Below are 23,494 nucleotides of genomic sequence, written 5' to 3'. Positions count from 1 at the left end.
GTCAGGCGTGCTGTAATTGGGCAACCAGGCGGTTTGCCACGTCTGTCGGTGTTGGTTGTGCAGCCATTTCACGGGCAACCTGCAATGAAGCATCCTGCAAGGCACTGTCGGCCAGGAAACTATTGATAAGGTCGCTGGAAAGCCCACGCTCATCAGGAATAATGCCGCAGCCACGCTCAACCACTGCTTTGGCGTTGACTGGGCGGTCTGCACCCTGGCCAAAGACAATTTGTGGTATACCGGCATGCAACGCCGTCAGAGTATTTCCGGCACCGCCATGGTGAATAAACCCATCAGCGCCATTGAGGAACAACCCCATCGGGATCCAGTCGACAAGGCGTACATTGGGGGGTAAGTGGCGTAATTCAGCCCGGGCATTGGCTGACAAATGCAGGATTATCTCCGCATCCACTTCATCGGCAGAATCCATAACCCAGGAAATCAAATCCAGCCCGTCGACCATGGGTTTCACTGTCCCAAGGCTTACCAACAATCTTTTGCGCCCTGTTGTGCGCTCCCACCATTTTTCCCATACGGCGCCGCCGTTATAGGGAACATATTGCATGGGAATAACGGGTTCACCGTCGTTTTCCAGAATACTCATGCTGGGTGGAGTGACATCAATCCAGGCTAAATCCCTTGGTGGTGCGCTTACACCATGGCGTGCATAGGCATCAGACAACGAGCGCGTCACCCCTTTGATATGCCAGGGTTTATGGGCGAATCCGACAGTTTGCATGACCACCGGGATACCAAATTTCGCCGCCAGCATCGGCCCGATAACGCCTAAAGGCGGGTAGACAATTAAATCAGGCTGCCAGTGGCGGGTAAATTCCACCAGGCTGTCGGCCATCTCTTCACTGAAGAAAGAGAAATTGCCCATTTTAGTGCCAACGTTATTTTTCTTACGCAGGTCTTCCCGCCGCCGGTAATCTGCTTCTGAATCAAAACCCGGCGCGGCATCGAATGCGACCAGCCCTGCTTCTGCCGCTTTTTGCGCGAATTTTCCGTTACTGGCAACCAGTACTTCATGGCCATTAACGCGGAATGCCTGAGCAAGTGAAAATACGGGGTACAACAAGCCATACAGTGGTGGCCCCACAAAAAGAATACGCATGAGAAAATCCCTCTCCGCTTGACGAACTGAAGCTGAAAATTGGGCGCAAAACAGCATCCGGGCGGTCTGTTTACCGCTTCCGGGCCAGTGTTAACGCCACGTCTTTTTCATTCCGGTGCAGGCAGTTATTCCCGGCATTAATTTGTGAACCAATAATGCCGTTGTGCTGCCTGCTGGGCTGTCCATTGCCCAACTTTGCCAACGCTCAGTAAGCGTTCTGTTCCTCGCTAAACGGCATAAGCATTTACCCTGCTTAATACCGAAAACTGCCATCCTGAAAGTAAGGTAAACGGGTTATGTTCTGTGGGGAGTCTCCAGGAGAAAACCCACAACGCGCACGGTTTTTCACGACTAAAATGCCGTGCTGCCGGTTAATTATTCCCGCTCATTATATTTTAAATATTAATGATAATTATTATCATTGTGATTATTATTTCTCAAGATAAATCTGACTGGCCTGCCAAATTAAGACTTTCCGCAGTCAAAAAGCGTTATTCCCCGTTATTTGCAGCAACCTGCCGCCCGGTGCCAGCGCACAACACCAGGGGAAGGCAGGTTACTTACCGTTGGAAATTCCCTGTCAGAAATGCATGCCTAATTCCATATAGTAGGTACGGCCAGACTCATTATAAGTCCGTGCACCCGCACCGTAGGCATAAGTGGTGCCACTGCCTGAGGTGGTTGAGTTCCCTTCACGGAAGTGGCGTTTATCAAGCAAATTATCGATCCCGCCTGTGATGTCGATATATTTGTTGATGTTATAGGTAGCACTCATCCCAAACAACGCGTAAGGCGAAACAGCCCAGGTTTCACTCCCTGAAGTCGCTTCCCCTTTGTCGTTGTATTTTTTCGGTTTTTGCTTGCCATACCAGGTCATTGTGCCCTGGACCGACAAATCATTCGTCGCCTGCCAGTCAACAATTGAGTTGATGGTGTACTTCGGAATAATAGTCAGGTAGTCACTGGTTGTTTTGTTCTTATTTTCAATAATATAAGTGAAGTTGTTTTTCATCTTCACAGAATCACTGATTGGGAAGTTAAATGTCCCTTCCAACCCCTGGACAACCGCTTTAGGGACGTTCTCCCATTTATAGACATCCGAGGTGCCGTTGGAATACTCCGCCGAATAACCGGCTTCAATTTTGTTGCGGTAATCATTGCGATACCAGGTTAAACCGGCCTGCACCTCATCGTGGTGATATTCAATGCCAATCTCTTTGTTTACGCTGGTTTCCGCTTTAAGGTCTTTATTGCCCTGCAGGTAGCAACTGCCTGAACTGGCATAACACCCGTTGCCACTGCTGTAGAGCAGGTAGTTGGGGTTGGTTTGGTACAGGTTAGGAGCTTTCCATGCACGGGCAATACCCATTTTCAGCGTGAAATCACTACCCAGCTCCTGAGACAGGTTCAGCGCCGGGCTGAAGTTACTCCCGGTAATACTCTGGTAGTTGAAGCGCAAACCAGGGGTTAACCGGGTGGAGTCTGTCAGGTCGATATTGTCTTCGGTATAAACGCCATAGATGTCCGCCGAGCTGTACTGGCTACGGTTTGAATCTGAAACCCCGCTCACTGTTGAGCTGGTTGTCAGCGAGTTGGATGTCGGGTCTTTCATCGACTGGTGGTTCATTTCCGCACCGAACGTGACAGTCTGATTTACCCATAAGTCGAACGGGATATTAATATCAGAATGCAGGTTTGTGTCATTCAGTGTGATGGTGGAAAAACCGGTACCCGTGGTGGTGAACATCCCTTCCACACCGCCAGACAGGCCTTCTTTTAACCGCGTGTTGCGTGTTTTTTCGAGCTGTATGTAGTTATTGGTGGTAACACCGTTGTCCCAGGCGCCAGTGTATTTCAGCGCTACGGTCTGGCGGTAAAGTATATTGGTCTCTTTGCCATACCAGGCTTTGGTCACTTTACTACTGTTAGTGTTTTGAGTATCGCCCGCATACAGGTTGCCCTGGCGGCTGTACCCGGCATCAAGCTCCAGTGCCTGCATGGGCATAAATTCCCAGCGCAATGCGGCATTGATATTCTTATTAATTACCCCTTCACGCCCTGCCGGATACTGCCCGGCATATTTACCGGTACGCTCAGCCTGGTGGCCTTCATTGATATCCTGAGCATCGGCCTGGGTTTTGCTCCAGTTACCATACAGGCGCATAGTCAGGTTATCTGCCAGCGCACCACTCAGGTTCATATTGTAACGCTTTGTCGCCCCTTCAGACTTATGCTCCGGAACGTTGTAGTAAGTGTTAAAACTGCCGTGCCATTCATTGGCCGCCCGTTTGGTGACAATGTTTACCACACCGCCCATTGCACCATTGCCGTAAATTGCCGCCGCCGGGCCGCGAATCACTTCAATGTGGTCGATCATTTCTGGCGGCACCCAGTTGCTGTCCCCCCGGGTATCACGCTCACCACGCCAGCCGTAGCGCACGGAGTTACGGCTGGTTACGGGCATGCCATCCACCAAAATCAGTGTATTTTCCGGCCCCATCCCACGGATATCTATCTGCCGGTTATTGCCGCGCTGCCCGCTGCTGGAGTTACCGGTCAGGTTCACTCCGGGCATGGTGCGGATAATTTCTGATACATCACGCTGAATGGGGTGCTTTTTAATTGCTTCGCTGTCAATAATTGACACACCCGGCGCCTGGAGCGTTTGCTCTCTTGCCGTTACCACCATGGTATCGTCACTGTTCTTTTTATTATCAGTAACCGGCTTGTTATCCGGGCTTTTCGCCACGGGTTTGAGTTGCTGCTGGCTGGTTTGTGTATCAACCTCCTCAGCATGAGCAGCATGAATGGCAAGGCTGCCTGCAATGAGCGAACTGAGCAGCGAAATTTTATAGATATGCTTGTTCATGGTGTTGAAGATATCCCTGTGTGTAAAAGAGATATGCAAATTAATGCGAATGATTACTAATTTCAATATCATTATCACTAAGTGAAATTTCGCACATTCTGCTAAAAACGCCCCTTAGGTAAGATTCATCTTAATGACACATTTATTACCGTGCACCGGCAGTTGCTCATCATTTAAAAAAACCATTTAGCAGGATAAAAAGCTAAAAACACTCACCTGGCAACAGCAGTACCTGGCGCAATCTTTGCTAATTACTGTTCGTGAGCCGGTAACTCATGCTTTCAGGCAGGGTTCAGAGGTGTTTACCACGCAGGGTAATGCCCCCTTTTAATACCGGAGAACAGAGGTATACGGCCTGTTGGGGGTAACGGAGGGCTTGCAGCGAACAACTTCAACGATTAGCGAGACAGCCACCAGGAAAAAATGAATTGCCAGTATGTAATTAAGTAACCCCGCTCATTTCAGTAGTGAATATTTCCCCGGTAATACTGATGTAAATAATTACATCACTAACCTGGCTAAAACCAGTACTACTGCGACTTTATTATACAGCTTTAAATATAATCTCGCCGTCTGAATCACAGTTACCTTTCGAAACACAATAAAATCATATAAAACAACCAGGTTATTATTTTGCAAACCTCACAAAATGAGAAAAAACCATCATTCTCTGGTGCTAGCATATTAGACGTGAAGCAAATGCGCTCATGTCTTAAATAAGGATATCCACTATGAAAAAAATTATTCTTTATTCTGCTTTGTCACTTGCCGGTTTAACTTCCACCATTGGTGTGGCGAATGCCGCTGCAGGCGACAGTAGTGCAACTATCAGTTATGCCCAGAGCCACTTTAACCATACCCACGGTAGCGATGCGAACGGTGTTCAGTTGCAGTACCGTTATGAACTGAATGATGACTGGGGCGTGATGGGCGGCATGACCTATACCGGTAATAACTACAGTGATTCCGGCGATGGCGACCACCACTATTTCTCTGTGAAAGCCGGCCCAACTTACCGCATTACCGACTGGGCCAGCGTGTATACCGATATCGGCTACGGCTATGCTAAAGACAAGTTCAGCCGTAACGGTGTAAACCAGGACCACGACACATCAATGCTGGTTTATGGCGCAGGTTTGCAGTTCAACCCGTACCAAAATATCGTGCTGGATGCCGGGTATGAATATGGTTCAGCAGGCCATGTACAGGTGGGCACCTGGAACCTGGGTGTCGGTTATAAGTTCTGATCCTTACCCTGTAATATAAACAGAGCCTAAACAAAACCCAATTAATGGCGAAAGTCACTGCCACGTCTTTCGCCATTTTTCCACATGTGTGAAATCAATTTCCTGCCAGAAAATAATTTACATTCGGTTATATTTCACGCTAACCATAATTATTCCCCCCATTCCAGAAAAATTTAATCACACCAATAAACCATCACAACATGCCATTCGCACAAAATAACAAAAAACTTTATTCACTGCAGAAAAAACGCAAAGCACCAATAATGATAAACAGGGTACTTCGCGTATGTTAATACCGGCAGTTATAATGCCAAAATCATTTCAATACAGCACAAATCTTGTTGTGCAAGTGATGAATAGAAGGTGCGCCCCCCTCCATTGTTCTCCTGTTCATAGCCGGTACACGCAGGTCAATCCGTACTGTCTGCTCTTTTTAACACAGCGGATTAACAGAGCAAGCTGCCAGACTTAATAGCACAGGCTTACAGTCCGGAAACAGAATGATTGTATTGTACCGATCGGTAATATAGGATCTTTTCCCGCCCGGCCTCCTGTGATACAGGAAACGGAACCGACATGGCACCGGCCACACCAGGCAAAACGGCACGGGTATACCAGCCAGTCCATGTCCAAAGCGCAAGTGATTTTACGCTGGCAGCGAAGAGCCCACGGGGCGCTGCCAGCCTGGTCATTAACTTTTTTACAGTGAGCCACAATATGTATTCTCTGACGTACCCGGAAAAAATCGGGTCACCGTTAATGCGTGACACCACGATTTCCGCAGTCGTTGTGCTGTCTTTTGCCCCGGTGGTTAGCATGCCACCGGTTGTAAAAGCAGTGTGAGAAGTGGCCTGATCCACCCTTGATTAACCGGATAACTACCGGGTTATACATCTACATCAGAGGAAAGCAACCATGATCGTCCAACCACGTATCAGAGGTTTTATCTGTATTACTGCCCACCCAACCGGTTGTGATGCCAACGTTAAGCAACAAATTGATTACGTTACCGCTCGCGGCAAAGTGGCAAATGGGCCGAAAAAAGTTCTGGTCATTGGTGCTTCTACGGGTTACGGCCTGGCAGCGCGTATTTCAACGGCATTTGGCAGCGATGCCGCCACATTAGGGGTAGTTTTTGAACGCCCGGGCAGCGCAAAAAAAACCGGTACTGCTGGCTGGTATAACACTGCGGCATTTGAAAAATATGCCCATGAGCAAGGCTTGTATGCCCGCACCATTAATGGCGATGCGTTCTCCGACGAAATCAAAGCTCAGACCATTGAAACCATTAAAAACGACCTCGGTCAGGTTGATTTAGTTATCTACAGCCTCGCAGCACCACGCCGCACCCACCCGAAAACCGGTGAAGTTTACACCTCCGTATTGAAACCTCAGGGTGCCGATATCACCCTGCCGGGCATTGATACTGATAAAAAAGAAGTTACGCAGTTCAGCCTGACTGCTGCCACAGATGAAGAAATTGACAACACCATCGCGGTAATGGGTGGTGAAGACTGGCAAATGTGGATTGACGCGCTCAGTGAAGCAGGCGTGCTGGCAGATAATGCCAAAACCACTGCCTTTACTTACCTTGGCCCGGAAGTTACCCACCAGATTTACTGGAATGGCTCAATTGGCGCCGCGAAAAAAGACCTGGATAAAAAAGTCCTGGCTATTCGTGAATCAATGAAAGCAACCGGTGGTGAAGCTTATGTTTCCGTACTTAAAGCCGTGGTAACCCAATCCAGCTCAGCAATTCCGGTGATGCCACTGTATTTGTCCCTGCTGTTTAAAGTCATGAAAGAACAGGGTTCTCACGAAGGCTGCATTGAGCAAATAGCTGGTTTGCTGCACGACTCACTGTACAGCAGTACGCCAATTACCGATGGTGAAGGCCGTTTACGCGCAGACTACCCAGAGCTTGCCACTGAAGTGCAGAGTTATGTTTCTCAGCACTGGAATACCGTCACTACCCAGAATCTGGACGACGTAGCGGATTTCGCAGGTTACCAGCAAGAGTTTCTGCGCCTGTTTGGTTTTGGCATTGAAGGTGTGGACTACGACCTGGACGTTAACCCGGAAGTTGATATCCCCGGGCTGATTGCATAAACCGCAAAATACTGTGCACGAAGGTGGCATCAGGCCACCTTCGCCATACAGCCCCCCGGCGGCAACACGCTTGCCGCCAGCAGTTTAACTCCCCAAATACACCATGCGGGTGACCGGCGCTGCCTGATGACCACTTTTTTGGGCATCAAAAAGGCGTTGAGACGAATCAACTTTCCAGTGAAATTCACCATTCCAGCCGGTGTGAGCCACCAGTAAATCTGCACTGTCACTTTTCACCAGGTTGGCGTAATGCAGTGGCTGATATCCGCTGCCATTATCCTGTTGCCAAATTTTGAAATGGGATTGCAGGGTATGAATCTGCTCCGGGGTCATGCCCTTATCCTGTTTTTCGGCCTCGCACATGCCTGCAATCAACGTGATTTGGGTACCCAGTTCCACCGCAGGCAACATGTCAGGCATGTCGTTCACCTGCACTTCGGTGGCATAAAACACAGCGGTTTCATAGCGCTGGTCGCACTGGTTCATTTCCAGATACGCCGCAACGCGTTCGGCAGAAGTCAACGCGCCTGAAGTATTCCAGGCAATTAATGAAAGCGCCAGGCGGCTCAAACCGGCAAAGGGATTAAGCCCTTGTTTGCCACGTAACAGTGCTTTGATATACACCACGCACCCACCAGACAGCGCCAGACGAGCTTCATCTTCTGTATCGGGAATGTCGTTAAGAAACTCTGGCCGCAGGTTGCGGGTATTTTCAAATGCTTTAACCAGTACCGCGATATTTTGCAGGTTATAGCCCTTTTCGCTGATTACCCGGTTATCCTGGATCATTGCCAGAAAGCTCTGATAACGCCCGGAATCAGACAGCGACACAGAAGCGCTACCCGTATCATTTTGGTTGTCAGCATAAGCCGACAACCAGCGGTCTGTACGGCTGTGCGGTTCTTCCAGCAATGAGCGCCCGTATTGCAGAATATCTGAAATGGGTTTTATGTTACTCATACCTGCTCCTTCTGTTCCACTCACGCCGGTTACTGGATTACTACTATTATCGGCCCTGTAGCGGTACGTTTTACGCATATCAATCCTAAATAGCCGATGTTTATCTCGTGGTAAGTGAATTTTTTGCTGCTTTAATTTAGCTGAGTGAATATTTCGGTCACTTACCATTTTGCAAACTGGATCACACCATCAGTGCATACATTGCGCAGTGCTGGTGCACCCGGAAGAGTGAACGCCTTCATTGCCCCATCGCTTGCCTCTTCTGCCGCTTCGGGTTTTCTGGCGCAGACCTTGCATGTCTGTGCGATAACGTGTGTGAGATAAAGCCAGCGTTATGTCTGCCAGCCTCACTTGTCTATACAGGAACAGGCATGAGTATTCAGGTGCAGCGCAGCAACACTGGCGCAATGGAGATTCGCAGTGGTTCAGGGGCAATAATATGATTTTGAATGCGCATGACTTACGCAAGAAGGCCCGGCAAACCCTGCCCGGCTTTGCTTTTGACTATATTGATGGCGGAGCCGACGACGAATACACGCTGCGGCATAATACGGCTATTTTTGACCGCTGGATGTTCACCCCTTCGGTATTAAAGAATGCCAGCCAGCGCGACCTGTCGGTTAACCTGCAGGGAACACATCTTTCTGCCCCCCTGATGGTGGCGCCCACCGGTTATAATGGCATGTTGCGCCACCATGCCGACCATATGCTGGCGAGGGCGGCGAGCCATGCAAACATTGGCTATATGCAAAGTACGGTATCCACGGCTGCGTTGGAAGATGTTCACCCGTCAGCCCCTGACAACCACTGGTTTCAGTTATATGTACTGAAAGACAGAGAAATCACACTGGATTTACTTAAACGTGCACAGCAGGCTGGTTGCAAAGCATTAGTTGTGTCTGTTGATGCCGTACACTTTGGCAACCGGGAGAGGGATAAACGCCACTATCGCCGCCCAATGAAGCTTTCCTGGCGGGCTTTGGCTGGGGTTGCCATGAAACCTGGCTGGGTGATACGTACACTGCTACCCGGTGGCGTACCCGGCTTTGGTAACCTGCAACCCTATTTACCGCCGGAGCTCCAGAAAGGCGCAGGTGGAGCCAGCTATTTTGCCAACCAAATGGATAAAACCCTCGACTGGGCAACACTGGAATGGTTAAGAGCCCGGTGGCAGGGGCCATTGTTTATCAAAGGAATAATGACTGCACAGGATGCCCGGCAGGCACAAAAAATCGGGGCCGACGGCATTGTGCTTTCCAATCACGGTGGCCGCCAGCTCGACAGTACGCTGAGCCCAATGGATGTTCTCAGTGAGGTGCGCAACCAGGTCGGCCCTGATTTTACCCTGCTCGCAGACAGTGGGTTTCGCCGCGGTACTGATGTGGTTAAAGCGCTGGCACTGGGTGCCAACGCCGTCCTGATTGGTCGCCCTTTGTTATACGCCGTGGCGGCAGGTGGCGAAGCGCTGGTCCAACAAACGCTCACCACCCTGATTCAGGAAATTGACCTGACGCTGGCGCAACTGGGCTGTACCCGCCTGGATGAACTGCACCCGGGCATGTTAAGGCTCAAATAGCGGCGAGGTAACCGCCGTCAATATACAGAACTTGCCCGGTGATATACCGGGCTGCCGGTGAGGCCAGAAACACCACGGCTCCCGCCAGGTCTTCCAGCTCGCCAAAGCGACCAAGAGGAATTTTGGCCTGCATTGCCGCACACCACGCCGGGTCCTGGTAAAACACCCCGGTGAGGTCTGTTTCAAAATACCCGGGACCAATACCATTAACCCGAATGCCGTTGCTGGCCCATTCAGCACTGAGTGCATGAGTTAAGCCAACCAGGCCAGACTTTGAGCTACCGTAAGCGGCGGCACCGGGTACACCAACGCAACTGGTCAGGGAACACAGGTTGATAATCGCCCCGCCCACCCCTGCTGACACCATGCTTTTTGCCGCCGCCTGCGCGCAAAAAAACGCGCCTTTCAGGTTGGTACTGACAATGGTGTCCCACAGTTTTTCGTCTACCTCAAGGGATGCACACACCTGCTCTGTGCCAGCATTGTTAACCAGAATATCCACTGGCCCAATGGCTGAAATCACCCCGGCTATTTGCCTGGTATCAGTGACATCAAGCACACAGCCGGTAATCCCGGCCCCCTCTTCTTCACGCAGTGCAGACACCGCAGCATCCAGGCGGTCTGCATCACGGCCAGTAATCACCACACTGGCACCCGCCTGCATCAGTGCTTTTGCCAGGGCAAAACCGATGCCACGCGTTCCCCCGGTTACCAGGGCGCGCTTACCGCTTAATGAAAACGCCGTCATCACATTCATGGCACAATCACCACTTTTAGCCAGGCATTGTTGCCGGCAATCAGTTGCTGGTAAGCCTCTGGCACAGCGTCCAGAGGCACCGGCGGGGCCATAATCGCCCGCAATTCACTGGCAAGTGATGCCATCAACGCCAGTGCCTGGCGCTGTTCATCCTGGAAGACACTGCAGCCAACCAGGGTTATTTCCCGCTCTACCAGGGCATTAACATCCAGTTGAGCGGTCTGATGAAAAATCCCCACCATAGCAATACGCCCGCCAGAAGTGATGTTATCCACCAGCGTGCTGAGCACGGTTTCTTTGCCGGTGGCTTCAACGGCGTAGGAATAAGGTTGTTGTTCATCAAACGGGATCAGGGAAGACAACAACTGATAACGCTGCGCATTCGGCTCCTGTAAACAGACCCTGCAGTGTTTCAGCCGGTGCAACAATAGTGCCGCCAGGCCGCCAATAGTACCGCCACCGGCGACACGCACATGAGCGCCTTCGGCTACACCAAGCTGGTTAACCACCCGCAGTGCCACACCCAGAGGTTCACTGAGCACTGCAATGTCGTCGGGAACGTCATCGGGTACTGGCAGTACATTTTTGAGCGGCAGAACAACATATTGTGCAAAGCCACCATCAAACACTTCGCCAACAAACCCCAGATGCTCACACAGGTTATACGCTTCACGCTGGCAAGCCGGGCACTCACCACACCACACGCGGGAATCGGCGACAACACGCTGGCCCGGCACTAACACAGAGCCCGGTTCCGGGTTTTCTTCAACTACGCCAAACAACTCATGCCCGGGTGTCACCGGTTCACCCGCGAACCAGCGCCCTTGCTGAAAGTTGTGCAGGTCAGACCCGCAAATACCGGCAGAGATAACCCGGATACGCACCCAGCCGCCAGGTGTGGCGGGCAATTCCGGTTGTTCAACGCGTAATGTGCCTATGCCATGTAACCGCACCGCTTTCATGTTATGCCTCCTGTAACAGACCATTCAGCCACTGGCTGAAAGCGTCATTTCCGCCACTTCCCAGCATGACCGCCACCGCTAACCCCAGAGCACTGCTCACCGGGTTATGCTGGCTGTTTTCGCCACCACGCAGGTTCATCACAAGCGTTGGGCAACAAAACAACCCCAGGCGCACAATGCGTTGCCAGTTGTCCGGCAAACTCCCCCGGGCGCGCAGTGCCGCCAGCAGTGGTTGCCAGTAGTGGTCGCCTTTGCTGGTAAGAAAAGCCGCACGCAGTGGTGTCAGGGACCAGTTGTGGTCAACCACCAGCGTATCGCCATCCACCCGCACTGCAACCTGGTAACGGCGAGCTGCTTCCTGCGGTTCATACAGCCAGCAAGGGTGAGCAAAAATGTTATGAAATGTCGCTTTAATTTCGGCAAGCAAAGCCGGGATGCTGGCCCCCGCAAAAGCCGGGTCGAAACTGACCAGACGGGGAGACAGGCCGGTTGTGTCATACCAGACGTTGGCGTTGTGGGCATCTCCGTGAGCCACCACCACACCATGGTGGGCGAGCGCCGCCGGAGCCAGTACCTGCCCTGCTTCCAAAAACAAGTCGCGCAGGCTGTGGGCATAGTTCACGCCGTTAATGCGCCAGTGCAGGTGGCAGAGCTGGTTCCAGGTTAAGCTCACTTCACCTAACTGGAATGTCTGGTCAACATAGAACTGTGCCACGCGCCCGCCAAGGCCAGTGGGTTTCCCCGGTGACACCAGGCGGTGCCAGAACAACTGATGGATAGCCTCGGCTTCTACATCAGCGGTGGTGCCACTTTGCAAAGTCGGTAAGGTGTGCGCCAGAATAGCGTTGTCGGCTTCCTGCTGCGCCGCCACCACTGCCGCCATCGTGTTATCGCCCCGCCCGGCTTCAATTTCATAACACACATCAGCCAGCCTGCGGTCATCACGCAGGCTGTATAACAGAATTTGCCGGCCAGGTTCACCGCAGGCATACAGTGGCACATCCACGCTAAAACCGTGGTTACGCAATAACGTTGCCCGGTAATATTCGGTGATAGTCTGGTCTTCACCTTCTTCGTGGTGATATTTAAAAAACAGTGACCGGCCATCTGCCAGAGCCACCCGGCCATTCAGGGAGTTCAGGCTGTACTGGTCCTGGTTAATCACGATATCCAGCGCCTGCACGCCGGTTACTTCACTGATTAACTGGCGCAGTTTTTCGCAGGCCGCCTGCCACTCTCCCGCCAGGGTCAGGCGCCTTGCCTCTGCGGCAAGCGGGGGCAGCGTGGCCTCAGCCATTGTTACCTCCCTTGAGTAACGGGCCACGCAATGCAGATACCGCCAGCGCATGGCCGGGGAAACCTTCATATTCGGCAAAACGTTTGGCTTTGGGCGCCAGCTCCTGGTAACCCTCGCTGGTGACATAAGCCACAGAAACCCGCTTCATATAATCTGAAACTGAGAGTGGCCCGGCTGTTTTGGCCGCACTGTTGGTTGGCAATACCGCATTGGGCCCAAGCACGAAGTTACCCAGCGTGATAGGAGAATATTCACCCAGTAAAATTTCACCGGCATTGCGAATTTTCATCATCACAGCCATTGGCTCAGCCGCCAGGATCTCCAGGTGCTCCGGGGCATACTGGTTAACAAAATCAATCGCTGTTGCGAAATCACGGGTAAGCACCACACCACCATGTTCGCCGCACAACACGGATTGCGAGAACCCGGCGCGTTTGTCGCCAATTTTTTCCCAGTAACCGGGTAATGCGGCGATAGCTTCTTCTGCCACGCGGCGGCTGGAGGTAACCAGGTAAGCAGAGGAATCTGGCCCGTGTTCAGACTCTATCAACAAATCCAGTGCTGCCAGCGCACCGTTTACTGTGTCGTCTGCCAGAATCAGGCTTTCGCTCGGGCCTGCCGGAACACCCGGGTCCAGCAGGTGCGTAAGCTGGCGTTTTGCTGCCACCACCCACGGGCTACCCGGCCCAACGATTTTCAGGCATTTCGGTACACTTTGCGTGCCATATGCCACTGCCGCCACACCCTGGGCACCACCGCATTTATACACAGATTTAATACCCACCAGGCGCGCGGCAACCAGCGTGGCATCATCCACGGTGCCATCCGGCCCGGGAGGTGTAATAACCACTGGCAGTGGAACCCCCGCCACTACAGCAGGCACGGCGGTCATGATCAACACACTGGGAAATGACCCCTTGCCACGCGGCACATAGCAGGCCACTGCATCAATAGGCACATGGCGATCACCGGCAAACGCACCCGGGCGCATCTCTTTCCACCACATCTCTTCCGGTTTTTGCGCTTCATGAAACGCGCGCACGTTTTCCACTGAGAAGCGAATAGACTCAATAACTTCCGGGTCTACACGCTCAAAGGCTGCATCAAACTCTTCTTCCTGAACCTGGATTGAGAATGTCTCAGGCTGGACGCCATCAAATTCACGGGCAAAGCGTATCAGCGCCTGGTCGCCTTCGGTGCGCACGGCTTCAATAATCGGCTTCACTTTATCAACGAAAAAAGAGAGGTCCGATTCGGTACGCTTAAACAGCGCTTCAGGCAGAGCATCCGCCCCGGTGAGATCATGAAATGATACAGGCATGGGTTATCAGTTCCTCAATGTTCAATTAGTTAATTGCATGCTGCTGAATACAGCTGAGCACTTCATGCTGAAGGTCGATAAAGCGGGCTGTGCGGTTCACCCCGTCATTGCGCGGGCGTGGCAGGTCAACCGGGAATGTGGTGTCAATGTTCCCCTGTCCCATGACCACAATACGGTCAGAAAGCCAGACTGCTTCTTCGATGTCATGGGTAACAAACATCACTGTCAGGCGGTGTTTTTCCCAGATTTCGATTAAAAGTTGCTGCATTTGGTGGCGTGTCATGGCATCCAGTGCGCCAAAGGGCTCATCCATCAGCAGGATTTTGGGCCGGTAAGACAGCGCCCGGGCAATCGCCACCCGCTGCTTCATGCCCCCGGACAGTTCACCCGGCCAGCGGTCGCCCGCGTGCCCCAGCTTGACCAGCTCCAGGTGCTGCTGCGCAATAGCCGGGCAATCTCGGGCTGGTACACCCGCCGCTTTAAGGGCAAATTCAATATTGCCCCGCGCAGTTAACCAGGGCAGTAATGTGTAAGACTGGAAAACCACTCCGCGGTCAAGCCCCGGCCCTTCAATAGGCTGGTCATCCACCAGCACATCACCGCTGTCGAAGGGTTCAAGACCTGCAGCAATAGAAAGCAAGGTGCTTTTGCCGCACCCGGAAGTGCCCACTACAGAGACAAACTCATTTTCATGCAGCGTCAGATCTATACCTTTCAGCACCCGGTGCCGGTTTTTGCCTGCCGGAAAGCTTTTCTCCAGATTATTCAGCTTGAGTGTCGCCATCAGGAACGCCTCCGGTTATAGCGGAACAGCACCCGTTCGGCTGAGCGCATAAGTTGGTCGGTTATCAGGCCAAGAAAGCCCAGTAGCAGGATGTAACCAATAATGGTGTCTGTCTGGAAATAGCGCTGTGAAACCACAATACGGTAGCCAAGCCCGGAGGTTGACGCCACCAGTTCTGCCAGTACCAGCCAGGTCCACGCCCAGCCAAGGCTAATACGCAATGCATCCCAAATAGCGGGAAAGGCCGAAGGAATAACAATGCGCAGTAATATTTTTCTGTCGGATAACCCCAGTGTTCTCCCCAGGCCGACAAAATCCGTTGGCACACGCTTCACCGCATCAATCATCATCAGCACTTGCTGGAAAAAAGTGCCAATCCAGATAACCAGAAATTTTTGGAAGTCATCAGTGCCGGTCCACAAAATGGTCAGTGGCACAAAAGCCACTACTGGCATATAGCGGATAAAATCGACCAGTGGCTCAACAATCGCCTTGAAAAGCCCATAACACCCGGCCAGCACACCAATCACAATGGACATCACAGACGAAATTGCGAAGGCGATTGCCATGCGGTACAAACTGCTGCCAATATCGCTTTGCAGTGTTCCGTTTTGCGCAAGGGTGACTAAGCGATGCCAGACACTGGGGATCCCCGGTAAAAAAATAGGTTTGATAGCTCCAGAAGCGGTTGCCAGCCACCAGGCCAGCAACAGCAGGATAAACACCAGTGCGGCGATACCCAGAAACTGCCCGCGCGATGGCTCTTTACCTATGGTTAATAACCTGCCGGGCTGGCGCCGTTTTTTCCCCCGCTGGCGGGTGCGTTGCAGTTCTATCGCACTCATGTTTCCTCCGGTCAGTGCAATTTATGCAGCGCCCGTGAATGGCTGTCACGGGCGCAACACAGGTTCCTGGCATCACTATTGTGCGTTAACAAAACTGGCATCAATGGTTTGCGCCGGAGTAACAGGCTGCGTCACAATCCCGGCGGATGTGGCGGCTTTTAAAATATGTGGGAAAGTTTTGGTGGTGAAGTCATGGGACAGATGCGCCTTGTTATCTGCCAGCGAGTAGTACTTAATCCCGTCAAACGCAGTTGCCAGGTCTTCTGGCGAGGCACCCACTGCTTTCGAGATAATCGCCCGCCCTTCGGTGGTGTGCGCATTGTAATAGTCCAGCGCGGCACCCCAGGTTTTGATAAGCGCACTCAACTCTTTCGGGTGCTGTTGAATGAAATCATCACGAACCACCAGCACGTCACTAATCAAACCCGGGTCAGATGCGCCACTGAACAGCACTTTCAGGCTCGGGTCGCCTTTTTTCGCAACCGTCAGGTACGGCTCGTAAGTAACGGCAACGGGTACACGCCCGGCAATAATCGCGCTTCCGGCAGAAGCGGCAGGCATCGGGACAGGTTTAATATCAGAATACGCAAGACCGGCAGAGGCCAGCGCGCTACGCAACAGGATATCGCTGGTTGTTCCTTCTTCGTATGCCACTTCTTTGCCTTTCAGGTCTTTAAGGCTTGTGACATCCTTGGTAGCCAGCATGGCATCAGCGGTATTACTTTGGTCGAGCATCAGCACGATTTTCACGGGTAAACCTGCAGAAATCATGCCCATGGCGGTGTGGGTGGCAATATTGGCAACATCTATCTGCCCACTGGCGAGTGCGGCATTAATATCTTTGTCTTCAGCAAAGTTAATCACATCCACTTTGCTGAGGCCTTCTTGTTTGAACAGGCCCTTGCTGGAAGCAATATGCCACTGCCCGTAGCCCAGCCAGGGTTCTATGCCCATCTTAACAGCGGCGGTATCGGCTGCATAAGCACCTTGTAAAGAGGCGGACATGCCACCGACAACACACAGCGTGATTAGCGTTTTTTTAACTGCATGGAGAAAAGGCATAGCGGTTTCCTTGGGTTAAACGAACAAGCCAATACCGGAAGTCTTCCGGCCATGTATATACAACCCTATGCAATGCCAGTGCCAGGATAAATTCCCAGGGAAAAACAAAGAGAAATATTCAGCCAGCCGCTTTTCGCGCAGTCCGTCTGGTGCGGGACCCCCGCAGCGCTGTGCGTAAAATTTTTATTCTGTAACTAACCACCAATGCGACCGGGCTACCCGCCACACAGCACCTGAGCGTAAAAATTGCACAACGGTGAAGCATTACCATAGTGCAGCGCACCACTGCCCGGCGCAGTGGTGCGCTGATTATTGAGTGCTTAGCCCCAACTGGCTGTAAAACAACGTTTTCAGGAAAAATCCAGGTGCTCAACACCCCATATTGCTAAAACAAATTCCGTTGCGGGCAGCTATGCTTATTAGTCGTAGAACAGCCATTGCTACCTGCATCACGCTGTCTTCAGGGTTTCCCCTATCTTTTCACTGTGCCGCAAGCAAAACCTGGCTCAGTGACCAAACAGGAATGCCTCCCTACTTACATCACTACATGGGATCAATAACGTTATGAAAACTGTCGGATATGCAGCCCATTCTGCGGACTCAGCGCTCAAGCCTTACCACTTCGAACGTCGTGAATTGCGCCAGAACGATGTCGCAATTGAGATTTTGTATTGCGGTGTGTGCCACTCCGATTTACATACCGTCAATGGCGACTGGGGCCCACAACCTTACCCTCTGGTACCAGGCCATGAAATTGTTGGTGTCGTGCGTTCTGTCGGCCCGGATGTGACCAAATATAAAGCCGGTGACCGCGTCGCCGTTGGTTGTATGGTGGACAGCTGCCAGCATTGCGACCAGTGTGAACACGGTGAAGAGCAATACTGCCGCCACGGCATGACGCCCACCTACGGCTCACCAGACCGCATCACTGGTGAAATTACCCAGGGCGGTTATTCGAAACATATCGTGGTGCGTGAAGAATTTGTACTGCGTATTCCTGAAAACATGGATCTCGCCAAAGCCGCGCCAATTCTGTGTGCCGGGATAACCACATTCTCACCTCTGCGTACCTGGAACGTGACCAAAGGCAGCCGCGTGGGTGTTATCGGGCTGGGTGGCTTAGGCCATATGGCAGTGAAACTGGCTCATGCCATGGGTGCAGAAGTCACTGCCATCAGCCGTTCCAAAGCCAAAGAAAAAGAAGCCATTGAACTGGGTGCCAAAGGCATTCTCGCTTCTTCGGATGCTGGGGCAATGGAAGCAGCCACCGCGTCATTTGATCTGATCATTGATACCGCACCAGTGAAGCATGATGTCAGCATTTATGCCCCACTGCTGGATATCGACGGAACGTTAGTGGTTGTTGGCCAGGTAGGCCCGCTCGAAGAGCTAATGACGGTGCCGCTGGTATTTGGCCGCCGCCGTATTGCGGGTTCACTGATTGGTGGTATCGCAGAAACCCAGGAAGTGCTGGATTTCTGTGCCGAGCATGATGTGTACCCGGAATGCGAAATGATCAACATCGACCAAATCAACGATGCATTTGCCCGCTTAGCCAAAGGCGACCTGGCGCACCGTTTTGTGATTGACATGGCGTCATTAACCGCCTGATTACCTGTTTTTTTTGAATCTGAAATAACCAACGGCGAATCCTCAGGGTTCGCCGTTTTTCATCAATGCCACTTACTCTTCGTGTTCAAACCAGTCCGGGTTTTGCTGGTCTACCGGCACCATAGTGTTTCTCAGCAATAGCAAATGAGAGCGGGTTGCGGCCTCTGCTTCATCGGGGTTACCGCTCGCCAGCGCGTCAAAAATACGGTAGTGCTGAATAATCAGCCCCGGAGGCGGTGATACCTCGCGCAACGTCAGAAAACGTACCCGGTCCATCGCTGCTTTAATATTTTCTATGGTTTCCCAGGCCATTGGGCAACCGGCAATTTCGGCGATTTTTTGGTGAAACTGGTCATCCAGCGCAAGAAACTCCACTGCATTTTGATTTTGTGCTGCCAGCTTTTGCTGGTTAAGCAGCTGTTCCAGCGCAGCGAGATCCTCTGGCGTGACATTTTCCGCCGCACGCCGCGCAATGGCGCATTCAATTGCACTGCGAATAAAGCGCCCGTCATTCACCTGACGCACGGAAATACGCCTGACCAGCGTACCGCGCTGAGGGCGAATCACCACCAAACCGCTTTCGGCCAGCTTAATAAATGCCTCGCGCACTGGCTGGCGCGACACCCCAAACCGGCTGGCAGTCTCTTTTTCTGATAACAATGAACCCGGCGGAATAACGCACTCGACGATTTCCTTGCGTAAATGGCGATACACCTGCTGATTTACTGGCAGGTTATTCAGCAAAACTGGTCGGGGTAATGACATGGCGTTCACAATGGACATGGGCATTCAGGCATCAGGGGCGAAGTCAGTAGAGTAACATACTTTATCACGGGCTTTCAGTGAGTAAACTCAGAGTGTTAACACCTGCAGTAATGTTCAATTTGCGCAGATCTGAAGTGTTTTTATGTCGTTTTCTGCTGAATATTTCACCAACCAGGAGACAGTTACGATGGGCTATTGCGCTATAAGGAGTCTGGCAGGATCCCTATTGTTCAGAAGATAAACACACCACCCGGCAAGAAGCCAATTTACCTGTTGATATTGCTGCTCGCCAGGTTGAACACCAGGCCACTGCCGGGAACAGCCTGCGTTCTTCGCAGGCTGTACTCAGCAACCCAGGCCCGCTGTTAGTGTTGTTTCTCTAATGCTTCCCACAAACCCAGCAGGTAAGTGACACCCAGCGCACGGTCATATAAGCCGTAGCCTGGCCGCCCGGTCTCACCCCAAATAAACCGGCCATGATCCGGGCGAATATAACCATCGAACCCGTTGTCATACAGGGCTTTCACCACCTGGAACATATCCAGTGAACCGTATTGCGACGGGTGGGCGGATTCATAAAAATCTTTCCCCTGGGTAATTTTGATATTACGCACATGGGCAAAGTGGATACGCTTACGGCGGGTGAATTCAGCCAGAATTGCGCACACATCATTTTCCGGGTCTTCGGCAATGGAACCGGTGCACAGCGTAATTCCGTTGGCCGGTGAATCCACCGCATTGCATAGCCAGTCCAGGTCGTCGCGGTTTTTAATAATGCGCGGCAGGCCAAAAATTGAGTACGGCGGATCATCAGGATGAATAGCCATTTTCACACCCACTTCCTCGCATACCGGAACCACGGCTTCCAGGAAGTAGACCAGGTTTTCACGCAGTTTGTTATCGTCAACATCCTGATAACGGGCGAACAGTGTTTGTACCTGCGCCAGGCGTTCTGGCTCCCAACCCGGCAGAGCAAAACCATTGGCGTTATCCAGCACTTCACGCACCACTTCTTCCAGCGTTTTATCAATCCCTTTTTTCTCAAACGCCATGGTCAGTGAGCCATCCGGCAACACATACTGCATGTCCGTTTTCATCCAGTCGAACACCGGCATAAAGTTATAGCAAATCACTTTAACGCCAAACTTCGCCAGGCTACGAATGGTTTGCTGATAATTGGCAATCCACTGGTCACGAGAGGAACAGCCAATCTTGATATCATCATGAATATTTACGCTTTCAATGACTTCCATTGAAAGCCCTGCGGCGTGAGCCTGCTCTACCAGAGCGCGAATCTTCTCTTCCGGCCAGACTTCCCCGACCGGTACGTCATACAACGCACCGACCACACCTTCCACTCCTGGCACCTGGCGGAAATACTCCAGCGGGATTTTGTCCTGGTCTGGTCCAAACCAGCGCATCGTCATTTGCATAATTAGCGTCACCTGTTGTCTCTGTTATTGCTATCTACCATACTAGTTAATCATTAAATGTAATCTCCAAATCCATCAAACATTGACAAGCATCACAAAATTAAATCTTCTCATTACCTTTTTACGTTAAATTAACAATCAGAAAAAATAATATAACCGCATGAATAATAGATATTAATTAAATAAATATTAGTTAAAAATCAGTAATCAACCACAGCATTCCCATTGCCAGTTAATTCAAAAATGTGAACCCGGTCAGCAAACAACCCTGATTAGACTTGTATGGTAGTAAGCACAAACCAATGAAACTAACCTGTATCAAAGGAAGCCGTACCATGAGAAGTGTTGTGATAGAAAGCCCTGACCGCCTGGTTATCGAACAACGCCCGTTACCGGAGCCTGCGGAAGGTGAAGTCCGGGTAAAAGTAGCGCTGGCCGGCATTTGTGGTTCTGATGTTCACATCTGGCACGGGCACAATCCGTTTGCAAAATACCCGCGGGTTATTGGGCACGAGTTTTTCGGGACTATTGATGCCACAGGCCCCGGCGTTGATCCGGCACGCCTGGGTGAGCGTGTTTCTGTCGACCCGGTAGTAAGCTGCGGCCATTGCTACCCGTGCTCTGTTGGGCGGCCTAACGTTTGCACGTCACTGCAAGTAATTGGTGTGCATTGTGATGGCGGGTTCAGTGATTATGCCTGCGTCCCCGCCAGGAACGCCTGGCACATCCCCGATGCCATCAGTGACCGCCACGCCACCATGGTGGAACCCTTTACTATTGCCGCCAATATTACGGCGCAACTCAAGCCCACACCGGACGACATCGCCCTGATTTACGGTGCCGGGCCTATGGGGTTAACAGTCATTCAGGCGCTGAAAGGCGTGTACGGCGTTAAACAGGTGATTGTGGCGGACCGCATTGCTGAGCGCCTGGTCATGGCAACCAACAATGGCGCAGACAAAGTGGTGGATAACAGCCACCAGTCACTGGAAGACATTCTGAATAAAGCGGGTATTCGCCCCACACTGATTGTGGATGCCGCCTGCCATCCGTCGATTCTGCAACAGGCTATCAACCTTGCGTCCCCCGCTGCGCGTATCGGCATTATGGGTTTTTCCGGCGAACCCTGCACCATTACCCAACAAAGCCTGACGAGCAAAGAGATTTCGCTGTTTTCGTCACGGCTGAACAGCAACCGCTTCCCCGACGTAATCTCCTGGATGGCACAAGGCAAAGTCGACCCGGAGAAACTGATCACCCACTGCCTGCCCCTGGAGGAGGTTCAGGCCGCATTAACACTTTTCGCCACCGATCAGCGCACCTGCTGCAAGGTGCTGTTGCAAATGCATAACTAATTATGGCTGACTGGTAGTGCAGCCGCACTGCCAGGCTTCTTCTAAAAACCAGGCTTACAGATGTGAGATTATCATGATTAAAAACCTCCGCTGGGTCATCGTATTGCTGCTTTTCCTGGTCTATATGATTAACTATCTTGACCGGGTTGCCTTATCGATTACTGTTCCCATGATAGAAAAAGACCTGATGCTCAATGCTGAGCAGTTTGGTCTGATATTCGGTAGCTTCTTCTTTGGTTACGCGTTGTTTAACTTCGTTGGCGGGCTGGCCGTCGATAAATTCGGCCCTACGCTGGTGATGGGCGGCGCAGTAATTATGTGGTCACTGTTTTGTGGCCTGACAGCGCTGGCAACCGGCTTCTATTCCTTGCTTATTCTGCGCGTACTGTTCGGCATGGCAGAAGGGCCAATCTGTGCTTCGGCCAATAAAATGATCAATGGCTGGTTTCCACAAAAACAAGCTGCCACCGCCGTTGGCTTATTAAGTGCCGGTTCACCGTTAGGAGGTGCCGTGGCCGGGCCTATTATTGGCTACCTGGCATTAGGGTTTGGCTGGCGTCCGGCTTTTGTGATTATTTTTACCATTGGCATTGTCTGGGCGCTGGGCTGGTTCCTGATTGCCGCAGACTCCCCACTGCGCAGCAAACGTGCCACTGAGCAGGAAAAACAGGAAATTGCCTTGTTAAAAAGCCAGGAAACCCACCTGACGCCTGTTGATGACAGCACTGCACCGCCGTTAAGCCATTACCTGAAACAACCCATTATTCTGGTCACGGCGTTTGCTTTCTTTTGCTACAACTACATTCTGTTTTTCTTCCTGAGCTGGTTCCCGGCCTACCTGGTCCAGGCGCATAACCTGGATATAAAATCCATGAGCCTGACCACGATGATCCCCTGGATTGTCGGTTTCATTGGCCTGGCGCTGGGCGGCTATATCTCAGATAAAATATTTAACATCACTGGCAGGCTGTTGCTGTCGCGCAAAATTGTGTTAGTCGTTTGCCTGTTGATGGCCGCTATCTGTGTGGCACTGGCCGGAACAGTGAGCAGTGTCGTGCCAGCTGTGGCGCTGATGTCGGTGTCGATATTCTTCCTCTATATTACCGGGGCAATTTACTGGGCAATTATTCAGGATGTAGTGCACCAGGCGCGCGTGGGTGGTGCCAGTGGGTTTATCCACCTGATCGGCAGTGTTTCTGGTATTGTCGGGCCCATAGTGACAGGCTATATCGTGCAAACCAGCGGCAAGTTTACCAGTGCATTTATTCTGGCAGGCACAGTAGCCGCGCTGGGCGCTTTGCTGGTGTTACTGGTTATCCGCCCGCCACGCCATGAAGCGGCATCGCCAGCACAGGCATAATAATTACCCGGGGGGATACCTCGCCCCCGGGCTTATTTATCCGGCAGCTTCACTCATTGTTGGC

At 51.8% G+C, this 23,494-nt stretch carries 19 protein-coding genes; 7 read left to right on the top strand and 12 right to left on the bottom strand.

What is annotated here, in order from left to right:
- Position 1 precedes the first annotated feature (1 nt).
- Positions 2-1,117: a glycosyltransferase gene (locus DES37_RS04695; RefSeq protein ID WP_110025015.1), complete on the bottom strand. Its 1,116-nt coding sequence runs from the start codon at positions 1,115-1,117 to the stop codon at positions 2-4.
- A gap of 580 nt (positions 1,118-1,697) precedes the next feature.
- Positions 1,698-3,986: a TonB-dependent siderophore receptor gene (locus DES37_RS04690; protein WP_110025014.1), complete on the bottom strand. Its 2,289-nt coding sequence runs from the start codon at positions 3,984-3,986 to the stop codon at positions 1,698-1,700.
- Positions 3,987-4,717: 731 nt separating this feature from the next.
- On the opposite strand from DES37_RS04690, the gene DES37_RS04685 reads away from it, so the two are divergent.
- The 3 genes from DES37_RS04685 to fabV all read left to right on the top strand — a co-directional run bounded on the left by DES37_RS04685 (position 4,718) and on the right by fabV (position 7,342).
- Positions 4,718-5,233, top strand: coding sequence for an Ail/Lom family outer membrane beta-barrel protein (locus tag DES37_RS04685; RefSeq protein ID WP_036112129.1), 516 nt, complete (start codon positions 4,718-4,720; stop codon positions 5,231-5,233).
- 576 nt (positions 5,234-5,809) lie between these two features.
- On the top strand, positions 5,810-6,076 hold the full coding sequence (locus tag DES37_RS04680) for a hypothetical protein (protein WP_110025013.1): 267 nt from the start codon (positions 5,810-5,812) through the stop codon (positions 6,074-6,076).
- 72 nt (positions 6,077-6,148) lie between these two features.
- Entirely contained in the window at positions 6,149-7,342 is a 1,194-nt protein-coding gene (gene fabV / locus DES37_RS04675) for an enoyl-ACP reductase FabV (RefSeq protein WP_036112140.1), read from the top strand.
- Positions 7,343-7,426: 84 nt separating this feature from the next.
- Here fabV and DES37_RS04670 read toward each other — a convergent pair whose 3' ends face one another.
- Positions 7,427-8,302, bottom strand: coding sequence for a hypothetical protein (locus DES37_RS04670; RefSeq protein WP_036112143.1), 876 nt, complete (start codon positions 8,300-8,302; stop codon positions 7,427-7,429).
- Positions 8,303-8,741: 439 nt separating this feature from the next.
- On the opposite strand from DES37_RS04670, the gene DES37_RS04665 reads away from it, so the two are divergent.
- The gene (locus DES37_RS04665; protein ID WP_110025012.1) at positions 8,742-9,878 is read left to right on the top strand and encodes an alpha-hydroxy acid oxidase; all 1,137 of its coding nucleotides are present in this window, start codon (positions 8,742-8,744) and stop codon (positions 9,876-9,878) included.
- Here the strand turns inward: DES37_RS04665 and DES37_RS04660 are convergent.
- The 7 genes from DES37_RS04660 to DES37_RS04630 form a co-directional block, all read right to left on the bottom strand.
- Positions 9,871-10,635: an SDR family NAD(P)-dependent oxidoreductase gene (locus DES37_RS04660; RefSeq protein ID WP_110025011.1), complete on the bottom strand. Its 765-nt coding sequence runs from the start codon at positions 10,633-10,635 to the stop codon at positions 9,871-9,873. The genes DES37_RS04665 and DES37_RS04660 overlap by 8 nt on opposite strands.
- Entirely contained in the window at positions 10,632-11,597 is a 966-nt protein-coding gene (locus DES37_RS04655) for a zinc-dependent alcohol dehydrogenase (RefSeq protein WP_110025010.1), read from the bottom strand. Before DES37_RS04655 ends, DES37_RS04660 begins: the two co-directional genes overlap by 4 nt.
- A gap of 1 nt (position 11,598) precedes the next feature.
- A complete protein-coding gene (locus DES37_RS04650) occupies positions 11,599-12,894 on the bottom strand; it encodes a hypothetical protein (protein WP_110025009.1) in 1,296 nt (431 codons plus the stop codon).
- The gene (hisD, locus tag DES37_RS04645; RefSeq protein WP_110025008.1) at positions 12,887-14,215 is read right to left on the bottom strand and encodes a histidinol dehydrogenase; all 1,329 of its coding nucleotides are present in this window, start codon (positions 14,213-14,215) and stop codon (positions 12,887-12,889) included. Before hisD ends, DES37_RS04650 begins: the two co-directional genes overlap by 8 nt.
- 25 nt (positions 14,216-14,240) lie before the next feature.
- Positions 14,241-14,999: an ABC transporter ATP-binding protein gene (locus tag DES37_RS04640; RefSeq protein WP_036112156.1), complete on the bottom strand. Its 759-nt coding sequence runs from the start codon at positions 14,997-14,999 to the stop codon at positions 14,241-14,243.
- Complete coding sequence (locus DES37_RS04635; protein ID WP_051691436.1) at positions 14,999-15,844, bottom strand: ABC transporter permease; 846 nt, start codon at positions 15,842-15,844, stop codon at positions 14,999-15,001. The genes DES37_RS04640 and DES37_RS04635 overlap by 1 nt, the downstream gene beginning before the upstream one ends.
- A gap of 75 nt (positions 15,845-15,919) precedes the next feature.
- Positions 15,920-16,906, bottom strand: coding sequence for an ABC transporter substrate-binding protein (locus tag DES37_RS04630; protein WP_036112158.1), 987 nt, complete (start codon positions 16,904-16,906; stop codon positions 15,920-15,922).
- Between the two features lie 564 nt (positions 16,907-17,470).
- Between DES37_RS04630 and DES37_RS04625 the strand changes: the two genes are divergently transcribed.
- Positions 17,471-18,517, top strand: a complete 1,047-nt coding sequence (locus tag DES37_RS04625; RefSeq protein ID WP_110025007.1) for an NAD(P)-dependent alcohol dehydrogenase — start codon at positions 17,471-17,473, stop codon at positions 18,515-18,517.
- A gap of 72 nt (positions 18,518-18,589) precedes the next feature.
- On the opposite strand, the gene DES37_RS04620 is transcribed toward DES37_RS04625, so the two are convergent.
- Together DES37_RS04620 and uxuA are read right to left on the bottom strand one after the other, a co-directional pair.
- Positions 18,590-19,300 (bottom strand): GntR family transcriptional regulator, encoded by a 711-nt coding sequence (locus DES37_RS04620; RefSeq protein ID WP_245929983.1) that lies wholly within the window; start codon positions 19,298-19,300, stop codon positions 18,590-18,592.
- Positions 19,301-19,647: 347 nt separating this feature from the next.
- Positions 19,648-20,715, bottom strand: coding sequence for a mannonate dehydratase (gene uxuA, locus DES37_RS04615; protein ID WP_110025006.1), 1,068 nt, complete (start codon positions 20,713-20,715; stop codon positions 19,648-19,650).
- Positions 20,716-21,050: 335 nt separating this feature from the next.
- On the opposite strand from uxuA, the gene DES37_RS04610 reads away from it, so the two are divergent.
- Together DES37_RS04610 and DES37_RS04605 are read left to right on the top strand one after the other, a co-directional pair.
- Entirely contained in the window at positions 21,051-22,070 is a 1,020-nt protein-coding gene (locus DES37_RS04610; RefSeq protein ID WP_036112215.1) for a Zn-dependent oxidoreductase, read from the top strand.
- A 73-nt stretch (positions 22,071-22,143) separates the two neighbouring features.
- On the top strand, positions 22,144-23,430 hold the full coding sequence (locus tag DES37_RS04605) for an MFS transporter (RefSeq protein ID WP_110025074.1): 1,287 nt from the start codon (positions 22,144-22,146) through the stop codon (positions 23,428-23,430).
- Positions 23,431-23,494: the final 64 nt, after the last annotated feature.

Source organism: Mangrovibacter plantisponsor (assembly GCF_003182475.1).
GTDB lineage: Bacteria > Pseudomonadota > Gammaproteobacteria > Enterobacterales > Enterobacteriaceae > Mangrovibacter > Mangrovibacter plantisponsor.
The sequence above is the reverse complement of the archived record's forward strand: the minus strand, read 5'-3'. Positions and strand labels throughout refer to the sequence as shown.

Excerpts from the sequence above, each read along its gene's own strand:
- DES37_RS04605 (WP_110025074.1), top strand. The coding sequence starts at position 22,144 with ATGATTAAAAACCTCCGCTGGGTCATCGTATTGCTGCTTTTCCTGGTC.
- DES37_RS04635 (WP_051691436.1), bottom strand. The coding sequence starts at position 15,844 with ATGAGTGCGATAGAACTGCAACGCACCCGCCAGCGGGGGAAAAAACGG.
- DES37_RS04610 (WP_036112215.1), top strand. The coding sequence starts at position 21,051 with ATGAGAAGTGTTGTGATAGAAAGCCCTGACCGCCTGGTTATCGAACAA.
- DES37_RS04680 (WP_110025013.1), top strand. The coding sequence starts at position 5,810 with ATGGCACCGGCCACACCAGGCAAAACGGCACGGGTATACCAGCCAGTC.
- DES37_RS04685 (WP_036112129.1), top strand. The coding sequence starts at position 4,718 with ATGAAAAAAATTATTCTTTATTCTGCTTTGTCACTTGCCGGTTTAACT.
- DES37_RS04660 (WP_110025011.1), bottom strand. The coding sequence starts at position 10,635 with ATGAATGTGATGACGGCGTTTTCATTAAGCGGTAAGCGCGCCCTGGTA.
- hisD (WP_110025008.1), bottom strand. The coding sequence starts at position 14,215 with ATGCCTGTATCATTTCATGATCTCACCGGGGCGGATGCTCTGCCTGAA.
- DES37_RS04665 (WP_110025012.1), top strand. The coding sequence starts at position 8,742 with ATGATTTTGAATGCGCATGACTTACGCAAGAAGGCCCGGCAAACCCTG.
- DES37_RS04625 (WP_110025007.1), top strand. The coding sequence starts at position 17,471 with ATGAAAACTGTCGGATATGCAGCCCATTCTGCGGACTCAGCGCTCAAG.
- fabV (WP_036112140.1), top strand. The coding sequence starts at position 6,149 with ATGATCGTCCAACCACGTATCAGAGGTTTTATCTGTATTACTGCCCAC.
- DES37_RS04690 (WP_110025014.1), bottom strand. The coding sequence starts at position 3,986 with ATGAACAAGCATATCTATAAAATTTCGCTGCTCAGTTCGCTCATTGCA.
- DES37_RS04655 (WP_110025010.1), bottom strand. The coding sequence starts at position 11,597 with ATGAAAGCGGTGCGGTTACATGGCATAGGCACATTACGCGTTGAACAA.
- DES37_RS04670 (WP_036112143.1), bottom strand. The coding sequence starts at position 8,302 with ATGAGTAACATAAAACCCATTTCAGATATTCTGCAATACGGGCGCTCA.
- DES37_RS04640 (WP_036112156.1), bottom strand. The coding sequence starts at position 14,999 with ATGGCGACACTCAAGCTGAATAATCTGGAGAAAAGCTTTCCGGCAGGC.
- DES37_RS04695 (WP_110025015.1), bottom strand. The coding sequence starts at position 1,117 with ATGCGTATTCTTTTTGTGGGGCCACCACTGTATGGCTTGTTGTACCCC.
- DES37_RS04620 (WP_245929983.1), bottom strand. The coding sequence starts at position 19,300 with ATGTCCATTGTGAACGCCATGTCATTACCCCGACCAGTTTTGCTGAAT.
- uxuA (WP_110025006.1), bottom strand. The coding sequence starts at position 20,715 with ATGCAAATGACGATGCGCTGGTTTGGACCAGACCAGGACAAAATCCCG.
- DES37_RS04630 (WP_036112158.1), bottom strand. The coding sequence starts at position 16,906 with ATGCCTTTTCTCCATGCAGTTAAAAAAACGCTAATCACGCTGTGTGTT.
- DES37_RS04650 (WP_110025009.1), bottom strand. The coding sequence starts at position 12,894 with ATGGCTGAGGCCACGCTGCCCCCGCTTGCCGCAGAGGCAAGGCGCCTG.